This is a genomic window from Natrinema salifodinae, assembly GCF_900110455.1.
Lineage (GTDB): Archaea > Halobacteriota > Halobacteria > Halobacteriales > Natrialbaceae > Natrinema > Natrinema salifodinae.
Genome location: NZ_FOIS01000003.1, coordinates 12,984 through 30,498, shown reverse-complemented (window position 1 = coordinate 30,498; position 17,515 = coordinate 12,984). Strand labels below are relative to the sequence as shown.

Genomic DNA, 17,515 nt, shown 5'->3' with positions numbered 1-17,515 from the left:
CCGACAGATGAGCGATGTCACAGACCCGTCGACAGACGAGACCGAAGGCGAGGATGAGCGGCGAATCGAACTGAAACACGGGGCTGGCGGAACGGCGATGCGGGATCTAGTGAACGAGACGCTCGCAGCGAATTTTTCGGACCCCGCTGACGCGCTCGTCTGCCTCGCCGACATGGACGACGGCGCCGTCGTGCCAATCGGCGATGCGAACCTCGTAGTGACGACCGACACCCACGTGATCGATCCGCCGTTCTTCCCCGGCGGCGACATCGGTCGCCTCGCCGTCTCCGGTACCGTCAACGACCTCGCAGTGATGGGCGCGACGGACGTCCGGGGGCTAACGAGTGCGGTCGTTGTCGAGGCGAACTACCCGGTCGCGAATCTCGAGCGGATCGCCGACTCGATGGCGGCGACCTGCGCGGAGGCAGACGCGCCGGTCGTCACCGGCGACACCAAAGTGATGGGGAACGGGGAACTCGACGGTGTAATCGTCAATACGGCCGGCGTCGGCATCGCTGAACACGTCACACCCGACGCCGGCCTCTCCCCGAACGACGTCGTCATCGTCACCGATTCCGTCGGCGAACACGGTATCTCGCTGCTCGCCGAACGCGAGGGGATCGAGTTCGGAAGCGACCTCGAGTCGGACGTGAAACCGCTCAACGGACTGCTCGCCGCCGCCCTTGAGACGGCCGGAGAGGGCGTGACCGCGATGAAGGATCCGACCCGGATGGGACTGGCAGGGGCGCTCAACGAGCTGGCCAGGAAGAGCGGCGTCGGGATCGAGATCCGCGAGGAGCGCGTCCCGGTCACCAGCGACGTGAAGGGCACCGGCGAGATGCTCGGCCTCGATCCCTTCCAGATCGCCAACGAAGGCGTAGCCGTGCTCGGCGTCGCCCCGACGGCGGCCGAGGACGTCCTCACCGCACTACGTGACCACCCGAAGGGAACGAACGCAGCAGCGATCGGGAAGGCCATCGACGACCACCGCGGCAGAGTAGTTCTCGACACCGGAATCGGTAACCGCTACCTCCGCGAGCCCGCGAGCGAGCCCGCGCCGCGGATCTGCTAGCGACGGCGTCCAAAGGATAATCAGCGCAGCCCCGTTCCGGACTATTTCAGTATCCACACCTGCGTTCCCCATCTTCATGCCAACTCATCGATCACGCGATCACGACCGTATCGAACCGGAGGGGTCGCGACTCACTCGATCCGAACGCGGGTTTCGGCCGGGTCGGTAGTGCGGCTGGGACGTTCGGCGAGCGCGATCTCCTCGGTCGTTTCTCGTCCCTCTCGGAGCACCTCGATCTCGATCGTCTGCCCGGGACGCGTTTCGGTCAGCAGATAGCGTTGTAGTTCCTCGTGGGAGTCGATCTCGTGGCCGTCGATGCCCACGATTACGTCGCCGCCGACGGGGACTTCGCGGCCGCGAATCCGGCGGACTCCGCGACACTCTCGCAACGCGGCGCTCGCGGGGCCGAGCGGGGCGCCTACGACGAGCACGCCTCGGGGGTTCGCCAGGTCGTTGGCCTCGGCGACGGTGGGGGAGACGTCTACCGTCCGAATCCGCAGGTACGGATGCCTGAATCGACCGTGCGTGACGAGTTCCGGAACGACTCGGGCGACGACCGCGGCGGAAATAGCGAACCCGATATTCTCTCCGGCCTTCGCCCTGTTAACTCCGACCACCTCGCTGTCGAGCGTGACGAGCGGGCCGCCGCTATTGCCGGGATTGATCGGCGCATCGGTCTGGACGGTGTCCGGAATGGTGAATCCATTGTCCGTCGGTGACGACCGATTCACGCCGCTGACGATTCCCGTTGTGATCGTTCCGTCCAACCCCATCGGGTTTCCAAGCGCCGCGACTGGCTCGCCAGGCGTCGGGGTCCGGTCTGCGATCGACAACGGGTCTGCATCCGCCGGCAGGTCGTCGGTCCGAATTACCGCGAGGTCCGTGTGGGCGTCAGTGCCGATAACTCGATCCGAACCCCACGAATCGTCGTTAAACCGGAGATCGACCTCTCCGGCGCCGCCGACGACGTGCTGGTTCGTGATCACGTGTTCGGTATCGTAGACGAATCCAGATCCCGTTCCGCCCGGTCGGCGGTGATGCGAATCGACATATACCGACGCTATCGACGGGATCGTTTCGCGATACAGCTGTTTGAACGTGGTAGGAGCACTCATTCGATCTCGTTCGCAACGGCCACCTCGCTGTGCCGTCGCTTGGTTCACCTGGGGTTAAGATACGTGGTAGCATAAGGCGCTCGATGCCACGAGATCACCGTCCGTCGGTCAGCCGGACATTCACCGGTATCAATGGACTCTGCCGTTCGAACTATCTTCACGTTCCGCATTCACTTCATCCAGGCGCAGACCGAACTGAAGGTGACGGGAGGGCCGTTTACAGACCGACGTTGGCGTCTACCAGCCCGAGGTAGTCGGGCGGATCGTCGCCGATCAGTTCGGGTGGAAGCGCGTGTTCGTAGTCGGCTACGTCTCCCTCGGGAACGAGCGTCCGCCCGCTGGGACGGTAGATGAAGCAGGGGACATCGGCCTTGTGAGCGCGTTCCTCGAGTTCCTGCCACACGGCAACCGGTTGGAGATAGAGTCCGAAAGAGAATCGTCCCGCCCCGACGGCAGCCGACTTCTCGTCGAACCGGTCGGCCTCGTCGCTCTCGAACTCGGCGTCGGTCATCCAGGCCAGGTACGGCGCGTCATCCGGCGGCCGAACGAAGAAGACGTCCCACGACCGGTCGGCGTCGAACGTCGTCCACGCGCCCCGATCACCGACGCCGTCGACTACGAGTTTGAACGTGCCGCCCGCTTCGTGCCAGATAAACGTCGCGTTGTGGCCCGGAACCCGGACGCCACGGTGGTGGTAGAGCACACCGCTGACGTCCTCGCCCAGGTTCTCGCGGACGTCGTGGACGCCTCCTTCGCGAACCCGCGCGAGGAACTCGGGCAGGTGATACAACCGCTCTCGCTCGGCCATCGTCAGGTGTAAGTCTCGAGCAGGTCGTCGGCCAGCTCTCGGATGGCGCTGGCCCCCGGCGCGTCGGGATCCTGATCGATCGGCGCGGCCCCTTCCTGATCCGCGCGGCGGATGGCGTCGTCGTACGGGACGACGGTGGCGATCTCGAGGCCGTTCTCAGCGCAGAACTCCTCGATGGCCTCTCGATCGTGGTCGTCGCGCACCTTGTTCGCGACGACGCGAACGTCGGGAATGTCGAGTTCGTCGGCGAGGTCGCGGGTCCGCTGGCCCGTCTCGAGCGACTTGTAGTACGGTTCGACGACGACTAGCAGCGTATCCACGTCCTTTGCCGTACCCCGGCCCAGGTGCTCGACGCCGGCGACCATGTCCATCACGGTCACCTCGTCGCGGTCCTCGACGACCTCGGAGAGCACTTCGCGGGCGGTCGAGTGGGCGCGGCACATGCAACCGCTGCCCGCGTGCTCGACCTCACCCATCTTGAGCAACTGGATCCCGTCAGGTGCCTCGACGCCGTAGTCGTCGATGATCTCACCCGGCGTCTTCGCGAGTTCGAGTTCCGTCTCACCGTCCGGTGTCTGGACCCGCTCGAGCAGGTCGCCGGGGATCGGTGCGACCTCGCGTTCGCGCGGGATACCCAGCGTAAGCGCGAGGTTCGGGTTCTCATCGTCGTCGATCGCCAATACGTCGTATCCGTCCGCGGCGAATGCCCGTGCGAGCGTTCCCGAGACGGTAGTCTTTCCGGAACCGCCCTTACCCGAGACTGCGATCTTCATGCTCGAGTTGAGTTCGTCGCCGCGCACTATGATGGTTGGGGGCACACATCACATTAGTGGCGATGTCAGAGGGCGATGCGTTCAGGCTCGATACCGTGTAGCAGGCACAGCGTTATTCCTATCCTCCTACTGTGGTACAATATGACAAACGTGAAAAAGAGCCGAGACGAGCGGGCCCGCGACGCAGAGAACCGCCAGCGAGAGTCGGAACTCGACCGAACGCGTGACCGTGCCCACGAAGCCGAACCACCACCCGGCAGAGGGACTGAGACGGACGAGACCAAACGCGATGACGATCCGGACGCTCGCGAGTGTCATCGGCGCGGCTGCGACGAGCGGGCGGCGTTCGTCGTCCTTGAACGGTATCAGGAAGAAACCGGTAAGGGGGCCGTCGAGGCAGAGGCCCGCCTGTGTCGAAAGCACACCGCCGAAGAGAGCCCCGCAAATCTCGATGGGGTCTACGCGGACTACGTGTTTCGAGTCGAGCCGCTTCCGGGGACAGGTAGCAGCAATAACTGAATACGTACTATTTGGCATAGCTATCGACAGTATCGTGAGAAACAGCGCCGCTCTCGGTTTTATGCGTGTTCCCGTCGGATTATCGGTCATGTGTCTCTGGACGCGGCTGCAGCGGATCGCGGGCCGGTCGTGCGGAGGGAACACAGTCGCCGCCGAAGCGCAGTCGCACACCGACCGACTCCGAACCGACGGGGGCGAGCGGCGTGATCGTGACGAGAGCGCGGACGAAGAGGGGAAGGGGAAAAACGCGACCGAGACGGACGAAGACGCGGCGGACGTGAACGGAACGGCTGAAGCGGATACCGGCATAGAGACCGAAGTCGACGCGTCGAACGTCGACGTCGCGGAACCGGGCGAGGCAGAGCCTGCAGAGCCGAGATGGGAGCGAATCGATCCGGACGACATTCCCGAGTTCGAGATACACGCAGACCAGCCGGTGGGCGTCGACGGATCGACGGACGACGCGGACGGGAACGATCGGGACGCCACGACGACGAACGACCAGGCGACCGATCCGACGGCGGGCCGACCGAACACGGCGCGAAGTCCCGGTCAGTCCCGTATCAAACAGGGAGGTACCGAGGGCTATATCGTCGCGCTCGAGATCTGCGCGCGGCTCCCCGACGACGTTCGACTCCCCGATGAGGCGGCAGACCTCGTCCCGGTGGCCGTCGAGGCCGAACTCGAGGAGGACATTCGGGCCTTCGCCGCCGCCGAGTTCGAAACGGCGAGGCCTTCAGTCGAGACGCTGTCGTTCGACGAAGCCGACGACGAGATCTGGATGCGCCTCCGGCTCGGAATTTCGCCCGACGCGTTCGCCGACCTCGATCCGGACGAGATCCGCGAGCACGCGCTCCAGCGTCTCGAGGGGCTCTTCTAGGGGAGCCGCGGCGATATCGATATTGTCTCCCCCGCTAGCGGGGGCGTAACGGTGACGGAACGGTTCCCCGAAAATAGTCTGAGAAACAACCGTACGCTTCACGAGGTCGCTTCCCGTCATTACGAGACCGCATCGGACCGCTCACTCGAGCGCTCGAGGGCCGACTCATCCACCGCTTCCTCGACGACCGCTCGGTCGGGTAATTCAGGATCCGGCGCCCGACCCAGCGTGAGCAGCCGCTCCGTGAGCGTGAGTTCTGTCGCGGTCGGACTCGATTTCTCGATCTCCTCGAATTCGACCGCGACGCCCTCGGGGTTGGCTTCGATGCGGACGACACACAGCTGATACGACGGATAGAAGACCGGGGGGAGGTGCCCGGTGACGACGTCCCGGCGGTGGAGCCGCTTCAGCCAGGTCCCGGTGTTGACGACCAGCCTGTCCTCGACTTCCCGCATCGACGGTCGGTGGGTATGCCCGTAGCAGAAGACGGCCGTGTCCGGATGGTCGGCAAAGACCTCGCGGGCGGCTCGCTCGTACGGCGCTTCGGGATCGACCGTGAGGTCCGTCTCGGCGATTCCGAACCGGTCGACCGTCTCCCTGACATCCCGAAGCAGGAAATAGACGGGAATCCCGACGAGCAATAGCAATCCGACGATCACCGCGTTGATCGTGAGTAGCAGGTGAACGGCCGCGCCTGCCAGACCGAACCGATCGAGGAATGCGTCGGCCGTTTCGACCGGCATCGTCCAGACGCCGGCCAGATCGAGCCCCGCGAGCATCGCGAGGACGACGCTGGCGTTGAACAGCAACAGGAACGGGACCGCGGCGTACCGCAGGAAGGGGTTCATCTCGCGGTAGAAGTACTTCGAGACGAGCCAGCGCGGCATCCGCTCGGTCGGTGTGACCGCCTGCACGTCTTTCAACCAGTTGTACCGGCCCCGGTCGGACAGCTGGCCGGCCCGGCTCGTCACGTGCGTGTTGTAGAAGTATCCCATCGGCGTCGCGTGCGGATTGCCGAAGTCCTCAATTCGATTGTTGAGATCCCGCTGGTGGCCGTGTTCGAACCAGATCGTTCGGTCGCCGACTGACCGGGTAATCGACTCGGACCGGACGAGGTCGACGTTGTACTCGGCGAGGCGTTCGACGTACTCGTCGTAGGCGGCGAGTTCGTGGTCGTGGTTGCCCGGTTGCAGCGTGATCGGAATTGACTCGCCGGTCGCGTGGAACTGTTCGAACAGTGCCGGATACTTCTCGACCAGGACGTCGAACTTTTCCAGTCCCTCGATCTCAGTGAACTCCCAGAGGCCGAACGCGTCCCCGTTGATGATCAGTTCCGCGTCCTCGTCGGTCGTTTCCAACCGCTCGAGGAAGTCGAGCAATTCGTCGAGGAAATCGACCTGTCCGAGTTGCTCGTCGCCGCCGATGTGGAGGTCGCTGATCACGTAATAGACCCGGTCGCCGGCGTCGTCCGTCATCGGGTAAGCCATCGAGTCCAATGCACAAGGTATTGTCTCCAGCAGTCTCGACAAATCACGGCGATCCATCGACCTCGTTCGATCCGACCAGCAGCGGGTTGGGTGTCGCTCGAGTCAGTGGTGGGCGTGCCGGTGATCGTCCTCGGAGGGACACTCGTCCTCGGCGTGATCGGGGTCGTGACACCAGCAGTCCGGGCCGCAGTCGGTGTGCGAGGCGGTGAAACCCTGCACGTCGGCGAACTCGTCTGCGAACCGGCGTTTAGCCTCTCGCTCGCCGTGATCCGTGAACACGTACCCTCGAAACGTCTCGCGGACGTGATCGCGCGCCTCGAGGTCGGAGAACGTCCGCTCGACGACGTCGGCCGACGCGTCGAGGAAGCCGCGGAGATCCGACGGAGCGACGGCCTCTTCGATCCCCTCGCCGATCATCCAGTACATCGCCTCCAGCACCTCGTCGCGCCAGAACAGTTCGTCGTCGACGGCTTCTTCCCGCGGGCGTTGCCCGCTCAAATGGGCCGCGGAGCGAAGCTCCGCGCTATCGTCGTCTTCACGAGACTCCTTCGGCGTCTCGCCGTCTCCGTCGTCGGCCGTGGCGGAGTCGTGAGCCATTACGCGAATTACCTCGCCCGGACTGATAAACGTGTGTTCCTTGGTAGCGCAACTATTAACTCTCACGTTCGCGGAGTGGAACGCGTGACCGGACGGATCCTCGTCGCGTGTATGGGGAACCTGTTGCGTGGAGACGACGGCTTTGGCGTCGCGGTCGCGGACGCGCTCGAGGACCGAGACCTCCCCTCTGACGTCGAGGTCGTGGAGGTCGGCATCTCCGGCGTGAGCATGGCCCAGGAACTGCTCGACGAGTACGACGCGCTCGTTCTGGTCGACGCGATGGAACGCAACGAGGAACCCGGGACGCTCTACGTCGAACGCGCGGACGTGCCGGACCTTGATGGGTACTCGAAGCGCGAGATCGGCGGCTTCGCGGCCGACATGCACCAGACCGATCCGTCGAAGGTGCTCGTCCTCGGGGAGGCGCTCGACGTGCTGCCGGAACCGACGGTGCTGGTCGGCTGCGAACCGTACGAGACGGACGATCTCGAGGACCAATTGAGCGATCCCGTTTGCGCGGCGGTTCCACGGGCCGTCGAACATATCGAACTGGTCATCGACAAGCTCAGGTCGAACGGGTCGGTCGACGGATGACTCGAGGGAACGTGAAAGACCCTATCGCTCTGTTAAGTCGCTCTTACGCCCGCCGTGCCACTATTACTTCGGTTTCCCGAAGCGGATCTTTATCAACGTGGCAGCCGTCAGCCACACTAGTGTTTGGTAATGAGTGGCATTCCAGACGATCTGGCCCCGAAGTCCGACCCGTCGGGTGAAGGAGACGTCGATTCGGAGTCGGAAGCGGACGCTCTCTGGCCCGAGGAACCCGAGGAGGGAGCGGAGGGATTACGGGCCGGAGAAGGCGAGGCAGTGAAAGAGGAGGAGGACGTCCTGCACGCCTACTGGCTCGCGGGCGAGAGCTGCGACGGCTGTTCGGTTGCGGCGCTCTCGGCGACGGAACCGGGGCTCGAGCACCTGCTGCGGGGTGACATTCCGAACCTGCCCAGAATCGAACTCCACCACCCCGTCCTGTCCGTTGAGTGGGGCGATGAGTACGTCAAGGAGTTCGAGGCGGCCGTGAACGGCGAACGCGATCCGTACGTGGTGATCGTGGAGGGAAGCGTCCCGAACGAGCGGCTCATCGACGGCGACGGCTACTGGATCTCCCTCGGCGAGGAGGAGGGCGAGCCAATCAAGATGGTCGACTGGCTCGATCGGCTCGCACCGGGCGCGGCCGCGGTCATCGCGATCGGAACCTGTGCCACCTGGGGCGGCATCCCGGCGGCGAAGGGGAACGCCACCGACGCGATGGGAACGATGGACTACCTCGGACGGGACTATCGGAGCGTTCTCGGACTCCCCGTCGTCAACGTCCCCGGCTGTGCGCCGATCGGAGATAACTTCATCGAGACCGTGGCGCACCTCCTGTTCTACGTCGAGGATATTGGACCGTTGCCCGAACTCGACGAACTCGGACGGCCGAAGTGGCTGTTCGGCGAGACCGTCCACCGAAATTGCGAACGCGGATCCTACTACGAAGAGGGCGACTTCGCTGAGGAGTACGGCAGCGAAAAGTGTCTCGTCGAGGTACCCGGCTGCTGGGGGCCGGTTGTGAAGTGTAACATGCCGTCGCGGCGCAACAGCGGCGGGATCGGCGGCTGCATGAACATGGGCGGGAAGTGCATCGGCTGTACGATGCCCGGCTTCCCGGACAAGTTTACCCCGTACTTCAAGGCGCCACCGGGCTCGATGATCTCGTCGACCGGCTCGAAGATCCTCGGCGGCGTCATGCGTAGGCTCCGTCAGCGGACGATCAAGAAGACGGACCGCGAGGTCCGTTGGGACGAGTCGCCGGGCGTCGAAGAGCGCGTCTACCGGTGGTGGCACATGCGCGACTCGAACTACGCGGAGGAGGAGCAACCCGAACCGACGTGGGGTGGATGAAAATGTGTTTCAGCAACCTGCCGATCGAGTTTGACGACGACGGCAATCCGTACCTCGCGGATGAGGCCGACGACGTCGACCGGCCGTCGGATGCCGACGAAGACCACCCGTCAGCGTGCGGGTATGCGGACGTGACGGACGACGTGGCGCTGGACGAATCGGATCCCGAAGCGATCTACGAGGAGATTTTGGAGACGATGCCCAGCGATGTCCGCGAGCAACTTACCGATTCGGATGAACGACCCGGCCGAGTCGGCGAACGCGAACGACCGAAACCCGGACATACGAACTAAAATGGCATGACGTTCGACAACCTGCCGATCGAGTTCGACGACGACGGAAATCCGATCCGATCCGAAGAGCGGGGCTTCGACGTACCCGGTGAACACGACGGCGTGGCAGTGAACGGTCTCGGCAAACAGGAAACCAACGGCGGCGAACGGGTGGCCGAAGAGGAAGCGCAGCGTGGGAGGGAACCGAGCGAGGGCGTCAAGGATGTGAACATCGATCCGGTGACGCGTATCGCCGGCGCGCTGGCGTTCCACGCAAAGGCCGATCTCGAGAACGAGGAGGTACTCGAGGCACACTCCCAGGCGACACTGTTCCGTGGGTACGAGATCATCCTCGAAGGGCGCGATCCGCGAGACGCAATCGACCTCTCGAGTCGCGCCTGCGGCGTCTGCGGGGCCGTCCACTCGCTGTGTTCGTCGATGGCCCTCGAGATGGCATTCCCCGTCGAACCACCGCCGATGGGCGTCTGGGCGCGCAACATGGGCCAGGCGGCGGCGTTCCTCTACGACCACTCGCTGCACCTGTTCCTGCTCGCCGGCCCGGACTACTCGGAATCGCTGCTCTCACAGAGCAATCCCGACGTGGTCGAGCAGGCGATGGAGACGAGCGCGCCCCACGCCGACGTCCACGGCTACGAGACGATCGGCGAGATCATGACCGCGATGAACCCGCTGGAGGGAGAACTCTACCTCGAGGCGCTCGAGAACACCCGCGAAGCGCGGTCGGCGGCGTCGCTCATGCTGGGGAAGTATCCCCACCCCTCAACCATCGCGCCTGGCGGGCTGACGACGACGCTGACGCGGACGTCGTTCCAGCAATTCTACACGCGACTCAACCACTTCTTCGACTACGCGAAGAAGATCGCGTTCGTCTGGGATGACTTGCTGGACTTCCTGCTTGCGGAGCTGGAGGACTACGAACACGTCGGCGAGCGCCCCGTGAACCTCATCGGAACGGGCATCTGGGACGACCCCGACGCGTACAACGCCCGCTACGAGGACGCCGACGAGTGGGGGCTGGCCCGGTTGTCGACGCCTGGCGTCATCATCGACGGCGAACTCGTGACGACGAATTTGACAGAGATCGACATGGGCGTCGAGGAGTTCGTCGACCACTCCTTCTACGAAGACTGGACCGACGACGAGGGGCCACGCTTTTCGGAGACGCCGGCGGGCGGACCGATCAGCCCGTACCACCCCTGGAATAAGGAGACGCGTCCAAAGCCCGAGGGAACGTCCTGGCGTGAGAAGTACACGTGGGGGACCTCGCCCCGGTGGGACCGGCAGGTGATGGAGACCGGCCCCCACTCCCGCCACTGGATCACCGCGATGGCCAAGGAGGTCGATAACCCGTACATCGAGCCGACTGGCGACGGGCTGAACCTCCACCTGCCCGAGACCGAACTGCCCGAGATGACGCTGCGGTGGGACATCCCTGAGCGGCTGAACGCCGCCGAGCGGATGCGCGCGAAGGCCTACCACATCGCGTACTGCGCGCTCGTCTGCTACACCGGGTTCGTTGAGGCGCTCGACCGCCTGAAACAGGGAGCGTCTGACATCCACGCACCGTTCGACGTCCCCTCGTCGGGTACCCAACGCGGCGTCGGTTTCTGGGAGGCCGGTCGCGGCTACCTCACACACCACGTCGTCATCGAGGACGGCGTGATCGACACCTACCAGATCCTCACGCCGAGTACGTGGATGGCATCGCCGACTGATCCCTTCGGCAATCCCGGTCCCTACGAGGAGGCCGCGTTGAACACGCCGCTGCTCGAGGACTTCACCGACGAGGAGGATTTCTCCGGTATGGACATCCTCCGGTCGATCAGGAGCTTCGACCCCTGCATGCCGTGTACGGTCCATCTTCACACCGACCGCCAGCGCGACGTGATCACGGAGGACGTCACCTCCTGTGGCTGCTCGTTCACCGACGGCGATCAGCCCGCCGAGGAAGCCATTCGCGACATCATCTCCGGCGACTGACTCGGTGACGGTCGCGTTTCGAACGATGACAGCCACGATCTCTCCAAACGATGACGCCCGACCACGCTGACGAGAACGGAGACGAAACCGACCCGCTCTTCGACGGACGCGCCGCGGCGCTCCGAGACGCGGCCGAGTCGGGGCCGCTGTTCGACGACGCGTACCGGCCCGGCCAGGCGGGCGACGGAGCGGGCCTTGTCGCGGGGAGTCGCGACGATCCCGTGCTGGTCGCCGGCGTCGGCTATCCGCTGCTCGGCGACCTGGCGGTCGGAACCGTCGTCGCCTACCGCGTCTGTGAGTGGGATCCCCCCGGTGTCGCGGTCGCCGACTGCAGTCACACCCCTGTGGCGGCCTACCAGACGATCACGGCGGGCGAGTACGAGACCGTGTTCCTCGTCGGCGCCGAGAAACGGGGCGGCGAACTGAACGATGGGATTCCCTCCGAAAATCCCGGCGCCATCCACGAGTACGGTGCCAGTGAGTACGAGATACCCGAAGACGAACTCGTCGAACGCATCGGCGAGAGCGCGATGGGATCGAACACCGTCGAGAACGTCCTCGCGATCGCGGCGGCGTTCGGCGATCTCTCCGACGACACGCGGATCATCACCGTCGAACCCGGCTACGATTCTTGGGGGATGACCGTCGACGAGTTCACCGATCCCGTCGCGATCGCGCTCGAGGATGTCCTTGAGCGGGTTCTCAGCCACCTAGAGGCGGCGCTGGCCGAATCCTAAGATAGACTATTCACTCGACGTCTCGAGTTCCCACTCGGCCTTTGCAGCCGCCTCCTCGAGCGAGAGGTACTCCCAGCCGAGGGCCTGGGCGGTCGTTCGAACCGCGTCGTCCGTTCCGACGACGACGTACCGATCCGTCGGGAACCGTTGTCGGACGGCCGCGAGGCTACCCGTCACCCCTTTCTTCCCGGAAACGAAGTCGGGGTCGATGCCCGCCCGCTCGAGCGCGGTCGTTATCTCGTCGGGAGCGGCGTCGCCGACGACGCCGACCCGCGTACTCCACTGGCGAGCGTCGTCGACGACTGTCTCCGGATCCGAGACTCGCTCGAGCGCGGCAACCGTGATTACGAGCGTCATCTCGCCGCGCCCGCCCTCGCCGTCCATACCGGTATTCGGTTCGACGCACGCAAAACGTCACGGGTGGGTTCGCCTCGACACTCCGGCCGGCACAATCCTTTTCGAGATGTACGTTGGCCCATCACATGTCATGTCGACCGCGACGACGACGGGAACGGGGATGGCGAACGCGGGCGAGCCACGGGATCCCCAGAAGAAACTGGCGACCCTGTTCGGTACGATACTGGTGGCGTTGGGCGTCGTTGACGCCAGCGGCGTTCTGTCGAACGAAGATCGCCTCCTCGGCGTCTTCCGGATTCCGCCGTCCGTCAACGTCGTCCACGTCCTGACCGGGCTCCTCGGCCTGTTTCTGACCCGCTACGCGGGTGGCGCAACGCTGTTCAACAAGGTGGGGGGTGTCCTCTACCTAGTGGTATCCCTCGGCGGCACGATCGGCGTTCTGATCGGACGCGATAGCATTAACTGGGAAACTAACGCGTTTCACCTCCTGCTCGCCGCCGTCGTCGGATGGGTCGGCTTCGAAGGCGGGAAGCGACGGCCGACGTGACCCATGTCACTTGGATGGGCGGACCGACCCTAATTTTCCCGGAAGATTGGCCGCAGTAGTCCGCTGGCCACCACTCGGCGGGAGCGGGGGTTGTCTGCTGTGGACCGTTGCCTCCGGTACGCCGTCGACGAGTGCGTTCCAGAGCAGCAGCTCCATCTCCTGAAGGACGTCACGAAGGTTGGGATCATCGTAGAACGCCAGCAGCGTAGAGGGTCGCACGGTTCGGACGTGCGTCTCGCCATCCTCCTCGGTGATCGTCACTGAGAGAGGGATGAAGACGCCGATATCTGGTTCGATCGCAAGCGCCTTGTGCGCCTGGCCGGGGTTGCCGACCAGCAGCGTGTCACCGACCTCGCCGAGGACCTTCTGGCCGCGGCGATCGAGCGCGTTTCGTACGTCGGTCTCGATCTGCGCTCGCGGCAGTGGACTCGAGACGTGGATACTGTACTCGGCGTCAACCAGCGCGAGTACGAGGTTGAGTGCCATCTTGATCCGCGTCCGGGTACGTTCCTCGCCGGGCGCTAGCGCCGGCTCCTCGCTGAGGAGTTCGGCCTGCGGGACGCCCTCCGTGAGAGCCCGCCAGAGCGCTACCTCGGTCTCCTGAATGACTTGCTGGAGTTCGTCGTCGGTGAACAGCGCCAGCAGCGTGGTCGGACGAATTGCGCTCACCCGGGTCTCCCCGTCGAGATCATAGCAGATCACCGATAGGGGGACGAACGCACCTAGGCCGGGATCGATCTTCATTCCCGCCTCTGTCTCCGCTCGGTCGCCCACACAGAGGATCTTGAACTCGGGATATTCGAGGTTGTAGTGGTGGTGGATGGCCTGGACGTCTACGACCGCCACTACCTCGAGTTCCTCCTCGGCGAGTGCCTCGCGGAGGGCCGCTTCGGCGTCCGCAACCGAGACTGGCGTCGCAACGCGAATCGCCGTTTCGATCCCGAGACGCTCGATCACCGGATAGAGCCCCTTCTTGATCGTCTCACGGGTGAGTTGATAGATAGTCTTGTTAGTCATTACCACCCTCCCCCTAAGACCAGTCCGAACGATCCTATTAATGTTCCCGTTGTACACGGCGATAAAATCACATTTACTGCTTCCGTCTTTTTCTCTTCGCGATGCTACTAGTTATTACCCTTGTAGAACCTATTCTAGGGCTCTAAACAGGAGTTATCCCGAATGGAAGATCGGAATGAAATAATTCGATAGCGTTGCCACTAGGCAGAACCGTGCTACCGGAATTCGATCACTGTACTTGTGCATCAACGTACGGAACGCCGAGGTCCGTGTAGCCGTTTACATCTTTGACGGGCCCATCCATTTGCCATCGCCGTCAACGTCGATTTTCTCTCGGCGCTTCACGTCCGGCCAGCGAGACCGGAACGTGATCGTCTCACCCTTTACTCGCTGACTCTGATCGGCGCATTCACCGTCGTACGGCTCGTCTTCACTCACTTTTGCACGCAGACTGCTTCGGCACTGTTCACTACGCGGCATATACTAAACGCGAGTTTCGTAGCCCGCTCTGAATAAAGAAGTTGTAGTCCTTCACATGAACGACTATGAGCGACCAAATGACGATCCGTGTCAAAGATAAACAAGAAATCGAACGCGAACGGCGGCGTCTCGAGGTCAAATACGACCTCTTCCTCACCGCCCGCCCAAACAAAATATACACAGCAATCTTCCAACTTGCATACGACAACCCCACCCTGCTAGCCGCGAAACTTGAGGAAGTACAAGAAGGAGGATAGGAATGGGGGCCTGAATTGTGGTCAAGAGTGACAGAATTCACGTCTTCGTCCGCTGGATCAGGATCGGTCCTCATATAGCTCAACCTCGACCTCATCTTCATCCGCATCCTCGTCTTCGTCTGAATCGAAAATGCTTCCCAGCAAATACTGCCGAAGGATTTATCAATCCTACGACCACTAATCGACAGTGAACGCCCATGAAAGAGGTTCTCATGGCCGATTTGATCAAGGCCGGCACGAAAAACGGTCGCCTCCACATTCAGTTAGAAAGTTGGCTTTATGACACTGTCATGAGTTTCGCTAGTGTCATTGGCAATGTTCGCGACATCGTCAGGGTCTTCGGCGGATCTACCCCCGCAGTGTGGAACGAGGTCAAGGAGATCGCCCTCACGATTCAAGAACTGGGACTTACGTTCACGTTCTGCTTAGTCTCGCTCGCTATCCTCATCGCGCACAGACTGGTCTCCGTGGGTAGGAAGATGACCGTCAACGCTCCGACCGCATCGGTTGTGGCAACTCCTCTCCCTGCCTCCGTCGACTCCACCGTGACCACCCATCCGCCGGAGTAGATACGGCGACTGCGGACACGGTGTACGAGATTCGTTATCAGTAATCCGGAGTCGTCACTCTTTGTCCGATAAAATAAGAGAACCGTGAGATGCGGGTCTGCTAACTTGTGACCACAATGTGGTCACTCATTGCCGAACATCTGGCGCATCATCGGGTGCATCTCCATGAGCTGCTCCTCGGCGATCTCCTCGTACAGCTTGTACGTGATGGAGACGGCCAGCAGCAGCCCGGTTCCGGTGACGGACCCGATGGTGCCGAGCATGTTCGCCCAGACGGCCAGCAGTCCGACTAAGGCGCCGCCGATGACGGTCACCTGCGGGATGTACCGCTCCATGACCTTCTCGATGACGCCGACGTTCTGTCGGAACCCGGGGATCTGCATCCCCGAATTTTGGATCTGCTGGGCCGTCGCTTCGGGCCCCATGTCCGTGGTCTCGACCCAGAAGATGGCGAAGATCGCACCACCGACGACCATGAACGTGACGTCGATGCCGATCCGGATCATCACCTGCCACCACTCCTGGGCGACGTTCGCAGTCCACCACATCCAATCCTCCGGCGAATAGATCGGGGCCACGTAGTAGAAGAACCCACCGGTGGGCTGGCCCTGCGACGAGTAGGTGCCGAGCCAGGCGGGCATCCCGGCCCACTGGCCCTGCAGGATCTGGCCCATGAACTGGACGTTCGCCTGGACCGCGCGGACGAGGATCATCGGCAGGACGCTCGCGTAGATGAGCTTCACGGGGAAGCGACCGCGTGCGCCCTTGACCCGAGCGTGGCTCAGCGGGATCTCGACACGCACCGACTCGGCGTAGACGACGATCCCGAAGATCAGGACCGTCGTCAGCAGGGCGATGATGTGCCCCTCGTTGATCAGCAGCGTCTGCAGGCCGTCGGCGGACGCGAGCGAGCCCATCTCGACCTGACCGGTCAGGATCCGGTACCAGTCGTAGAAGAACCCGCCGGTCGCGGGCTGGACGAGCCCGGTGACCAGGCGCTGGCTCACGCCGGCGATGATGAACAGGCCGATCCCGCTGCCGACGCCCCACTTGCTGACGACCTCGTCCATATAGAGGATGAGGATCCCGCCAACGAAGATCTGGGCGAACATCAGGAGTTGGACCTGCGACTGATCGAGGGTCAGTCCCCCGAGTTGCAGCGATGGCTGGGCTGGGAGGAAGCCGCCGGCGAACACCATCGGGAGTCCGGTCAGCGTCACCATGATGACGACCAGCAGCTTCTGGAGGCCCTGGTAGAGGACCTGATCGCGCGGATCGTCCGTGTCGAGTCCGAGCAGGTTCGCACCGCCGAGCAACTGTAAGACGATGCTCGCGGTGACGATCGGTCCGATACCGACCTGCAGCACCGAGCCGTGCGACCCAGCGAGGATCGCACGGAACTCCCCGAAGAGGTCGTTCGCGCCGCCGGACTGCATCCCGAGCAGCGTGATGTTCGTCAGGAAGAAGTACAACATGAGGATGCCGGCCGTCCACATCAGCTTGCGCTTGAAGGGGACGTGCCCCTCCGGACGGCGCACTGCTGGCATCCGCGTCAGGACCGGTTCAGCGGCTTCCTTCCATCCCATATATTACTCCTCGTCCTGTTCTTCGGCGTCGGATTCAGCGTCGGCCGCTCGCTCCTGACCGCGCTCGGAGAGGATCGCCTCGCCGTCGGCGGTCTCGAGTTTCTCCTCGGCCGCGTCGGAGAAGGCGTCCGCCGTTACCTCAAGGGCGTTGCGAACCTGCCCCGAGCCGAGGACCTTGACGACGTCGACCTCGTGGCCGTCCTCGACGATGTCGCGTGCGTCGAGGCGGTAGCCGTCGTCGGTCTCCTCGGCCAGTCCTTCGGCGGCGTAGAGGATCGCGTCCTCGTCGAGCTTCTGGACGTCGATCTCGGCGACCTCCTCGCGGATGTCCTGCGGTCGCTTGAAGCCGTGTTTGCCCTTCGGTTCGTAGTTGTGGAACTCGTGTTTGCTTCGCCCGGCGCGGCCGCGACCACCGCGGTGACCGGCCCCGCGTCGATTCTTGTGGGAGCCGCCGCTGTGGGTCCGCGATCCGCGCTGGCGTCGTTTTTTGCTCGTCATGG

Annotated in this window: 19 protein-coding genes; 10 read left to right on the top strand and 9 right to left on the bottom strand. The window is 63.4% G+C overall.

Annotated features, from left to right (window positions below; genetic code table 11):
- The first annotated feature begins 7 nt into the window (after nucleotides 1-7).
- Nucleotides 8-1,072, top strand: coding sequence for a hydrogenase expression/formation protein HypE (gene hypE / locus BMY29_RS10215; RefSeq protein ID WP_049989593.1), 1,065 nt, complete (start codon nucleotides 8-10; stop codon nucleotides 1,070-1,072).
- A 131-nt stretch (nucleotides 1,073-1,203) separates the two neighbouring features.
- On the opposite strand, the gene BMY29_RS10210 is transcribed toward hypE, so the two are convergent.
- The 3 genes from BMY29_RS10210 to BMY29_RS10200 all read right to left on the bottom strand — a co-directional run bounded on the left by BMY29_RS10210 (nucleotide 1,204) and on the right by BMY29_RS10200 (nucleotide 3,768).
- A complete protein-coding gene (locus tag BMY29_RS10210) occupies nucleotides 1,204-2,187 on the bottom strand; it encodes a S1C family serine protease (protein ID WP_049989594.1) in 984 nt (327 codons plus the stop codon).
- A 217-nt stretch (nucleotides 2,188-2,404) separates the two neighbouring features.
- Entirely contained in the window at nucleotides 2,405-2,995 is a 591-nt protein-coding gene (locus tag BMY29_RS10205; RefSeq protein WP_049989595.1) for a hypothetical protein, read from the bottom strand.
- A gap of 2 nt (nucleotides 2,996-2,997) precedes the next feature.
- Nucleotides 2,998-3,768: an ATP-binding protein gene (locus BMY29_RS10200; protein WP_074854775.1), complete on the bottom strand. Its 771-nt coding sequence runs from the start codon at nucleotides 3,766-3,768 to the stop codon at nucleotides 2,998-3,000.
- Between the two features lie 289 nt (nucleotides 3,769-4,057).
- Between BMY29_RS10200 and BMY29_RS10190 the strand changes: the two genes are divergently transcribed.
- Nucleotides 4,058-5,167 carry an ICP22 family protein gene (locus BMY29_RS10190; protein ID WP_160290094.1) on the top strand — a complete coding sequence of 370 codons (1,110 nt, stop codon included), beginning with the start codon at nucleotides 4,058-4,060 and terminating at the stop codon, nucleotides 5,165-5,167.
- Between the two features lie 119 nt (nucleotides 5,168-5,286).
- On the opposite strand, the gene BMY29_RS10185 is transcribed toward BMY29_RS10190, so the two are convergent.
- Both BMY29_RS10185 and BMY29_RS10180 read right to left on the bottom strand, forming a co-directional pair.
- Complete coding sequence (locus BMY29_RS10185; protein WP_049989599.1) at nucleotides 5,287-6,642, bottom strand: metallophosphoesterase; 1,356 nt, start codon at nucleotides 6,640-6,642, stop codon at nucleotides 5,287-5,289.
- A gap of 114 nt (nucleotides 6,643-6,756) precedes the next feature.
- The gene (locus BMY29_RS10180) at nucleotides 6,757-7,251 is read right to left on the bottom strand and encodes a hypothetical protein (RefSeq protein WP_049989600.1); all 495 of its coding nucleotides are present in this window, start codon (nucleotides 7,249-7,251) and stop codon (nucleotides 6,757-6,759) included.
- A gap of 84 nt (nucleotides 7,252-7,335) precedes the next feature.
- Between BMY29_RS10180 and BMY29_RS10175 the strand changes: the two genes are divergently transcribed.
- The 5 genes from BMY29_RS10175 to BMY29_RS10155 all read left to right on the top strand — a co-directional run bounded on the left by BMY29_RS10175 (nucleotide 7,336) and on the right by BMY29_RS10155 (nucleotide 12,202).
- Entirely contained in the window at nucleotides 7,336-7,845 is a 510-nt protein-coding gene (locus BMY29_RS10175; RefSeq protein WP_074854773.1) for a hydrogenase maturation protease, read from the top strand.
- A gap of 129 nt (nucleotides 7,846-7,974) precedes the next feature.
- Nucleotides 7,975-9,192 carry an NADH-quinone oxidoreductase subunit B family protein gene (locus BMY29_RS10170; protein ID WP_074854699.1) on the top strand — a complete coding sequence of 406 codons (1,218 nt, stop codon included), beginning with the start codon at nucleotides 7,975-7,977 and terminating at the stop codon, nucleotides 9,190-9,192.
- A gap of 2 nt (nucleotides 9,193-9,194) precedes the next feature.
- Nucleotides 9,195-9,485 (top strand): hypothetical protein, encoded by a 291-nt coding sequence (locus tag BMY29_RS10165; RefSeq protein ID WP_049989602.1) that lies wholly within the window; start codon nucleotides 9,195-9,197, stop codon nucleotides 9,483-9,485.
- Between the two features lie 6 nt (nucleotides 9,486-9,491).
- On the top strand, nucleotides 9,492-11,465 hold the full coding sequence (locus BMY29_RS10160) for a nickel-dependent hydrogenase large subunit (protein ID WP_081985438.1): 1,974 nt from the start codon (nucleotides 9,492-9,494) through the stop codon (nucleotides 11,463-11,465).
- A 50-nt stretch (nucleotides 11,466-11,515) separates the two neighbouring features.
- A complete protein-coding gene (locus tag BMY29_RS10155; RefSeq protein ID WP_049989603.1) occupies nucleotides 11,516-12,202 on the top strand; it encodes a hypothetical protein in 687 nt (228 codons plus the stop codon).
- Between the two features lie 6 nt (nucleotides 12,203-12,208).
- Here the strand turns inward: BMY29_RS10155 and BMY29_RS21035 are convergent, their stop codons facing one another.
- Complete coding sequence (locus BMY29_RS21035) at nucleotides 12,209-12,586, bottom strand: DUF7124 domain-containing protein (RefSeq protein ID WP_049989604.1); 378 nt, start codon at nucleotides 12,584-12,586, stop codon at nucleotides 12,209-12,211.
- 103 nt (nucleotides 12,587-12,689) lie between these two features.
- Between BMY29_RS21035 and BMY29_RS21030 the strand changes: the two genes are divergently transcribed.
- A complete protein-coding gene (locus tag BMY29_RS21030; RefSeq protein ID WP_049989605.1) occupies nucleotides 12,690-13,106 on the top strand; it encodes a DUF4383 domain-containing protein in 417 nt (138 codons plus the stop codon).
- Nucleotides 13,107-13,112: 6 nt separating this feature from the next.
- Here BMY29_RS21030 and BMY29_RS10140 read toward each other — a convergent pair whose 3' ends face one another.
- Complete coding sequence (locus tag BMY29_RS10140) at nucleotides 13,113-14,123, bottom strand: DUF302 domain-containing protein (protein WP_049989606.1); 1,011 nt, start codon at nucleotides 14,121-14,123, stop codon at nucleotides 13,113-13,115.
- 545 nt (nucleotides 14,124-14,668) lie between these two features.
- Between BMY29_RS10140 and BMY29_RS10130 the strand changes: the two genes are divergently transcribed.
- Both BMY29_RS10130 and BMY29_RS10125 read left to right on the top strand, forming a co-directional pair.
- Complete coding sequence (locus BMY29_RS10130) at nucleotides 14,669-14,860, top strand: hypothetical protein (RefSeq protein WP_049989607.1); 192 nt, start codon at nucleotides 14,669-14,671, stop codon at nucleotides 14,858-14,860.
- 197 nt (nucleotides 14,861-15,057) lie between these two features.
- The gene (locus tag BMY29_RS10125) at nucleotides 15,058-15,429 is read left to right on the top strand and encodes a hypothetical protein (protein WP_049989608.1); all 372 of its coding nucleotides are present in this window, start codon (nucleotides 15,058-15,060) and stop codon (nucleotides 15,427-15,429) included.
- A gap of 122 nt (nucleotides 15,430-15,551) precedes the next feature.
- On the opposite strand, the gene secY is transcribed toward BMY29_RS10125, so the two are convergent.
- On the bottom strand, nucleotides 15,552-17,015 hold the full coding sequence (secY, locus tag BMY29_RS10120; protein WP_049989609.1) for a preprotein translocase subunit SecY: 1,464 nt from the start codon (nucleotides 17,013-17,015) through the stop codon (nucleotides 15,552-15,554).
- 3 nt (nucleotides 17,016-17,018) lie between these two features.
- The gene (locus BMY29_RS10115; RefSeq protein WP_049989610.1) at nucleotides 17,019-17,513 is read right to left on the bottom strand and encodes an uL15m family ribosomal protein; all 495 of its coding nucleotides are present in this window, start codon (nucleotides 17,511-17,513) and stop codon (nucleotides 17,019-17,021) included.
- Nucleotides 17,514-17,515: the final 2 nt, after the last annotated feature.

Bases quoted from the DNA above. Each gene is read 5' to 3' on its own strand.
- hypE (WP_049989593.1), top strand. From the start codon at position 8: ATGAGCGATGTCACAGACCCGTCGACAGACGAGACCGAAGGCGAGGAT.
- BMY29_RS10210 (WP_049989594.1), bottom strand. From the start codon at position 2,187: ATGAGTGCTCCTACCACGTTCAAACAGCTGTATCGCGAAACGATCCCG.
- BMY29_RS10205 (WP_049989595.1), bottom strand. From the start codon at position 2,995: ATGGCCGAGCGAGAGCGGTTGTATCACCTGCCCGAGTTCCTCGCGCGG.
- BMY29_RS10200 (WP_074854775.1), bottom strand. From the start codon at position 3,768: ATGAAGATCGCAGTCTCGGGTAAGGGCGGTTCCGGAAAGACTACCGTC.
- BMY29_RS10190 (WP_160290094.1), top strand. From the start codon at position 4,058: ATGACGATCCGGACGCTCGCGAGTGTCATCGGCGCGGCTGCGACGAGC.
- BMY29_RS10185 (WP_049989599.1), bottom strand. From the start codon at position 6,642: ATGACGGACGACGCCGGCGACCGGGTCTATTACGTGATCAGCGACCTC.
- BMY29_RS10180 (WP_049989600.1), bottom strand. From the start codon at position 7,251: ATGGCTCACGACTCCGCCACGGCCGACGACGGAGACGGCGAGACGCCG.
- BMY29_RS10170 (WP_074854699.1), top strand. From the start codon at position 7,975: ATGAGTGGCATTCCAGACGATCTGGCCCCGAAGTCCGACCCGTCGGGT.
- BMY29_RS10165 (WP_049989602.1), top strand. From the start codon at position 9,195: ATGTGTTTCAGCAACCTGCCGATCGAGTTTGACGACGACGGCAATCCG.
- BMY29_RS10160 (WP_081985438.1), top strand. From the start codon at position 9,492: ATGACGTTCGACAACCTGCCGATCGAGTTCGACGACGACGGAAATCCG.
- BMY29_RS10155 (WP_049989603.1), top strand. From the start codon at position 11,516: ATGACGCCCGACCACGCTGACGAGAACGGAGACGAAACCGACCCGCTC.
- BMY29_RS21035 (WP_049989604.1), bottom strand. From the start codon at position 12,586: ATGGACGGCGAGGGCGGGCGCGGCGAGATGACGCTCGTAATCACGGTT.
- BMY29_RS21030 (WP_049989605.1), top strand. From the start codon at position 12,690: ATGTCGACCGCGACGACGACGGGAACGGGGATGGCGAACGCGGGCGAG.
- BMY29_RS10140 (WP_049989606.1), bottom strand. From the start codon at position 14,123: ATGACTAACAAGACTATCTATCAACTCACCCGTGAGACGATCAAGAAG.
- BMY29_RS10130 (WP_049989607.1), top strand. From the start codon at position 14,669: ATGAGCGACCAAATGACGATCCGTGTCAAAGATAAACAAGAAATCGAA.
- BMY29_RS10125 (WP_049989608.1), top strand. From the start codon at position 15,058: ATGAAAGAGGTTCTCATGGCCGATTTGATCAAGGCCGGCACGAAAAAC.
- secY (WP_049989609.1), bottom strand. From the start codon at position 17,015: ATGGGATGGAAGGAAGCCGCTGAACCGGTCCTGACGCGGATGCCAGCA.
- BMY29_RS10115 (WP_049989610.1), bottom strand. From the start codon at position 17,513: ATGACGAGCAAAAAACGACGCCAGCGCGGATCGCGGACCCACAGCGGC.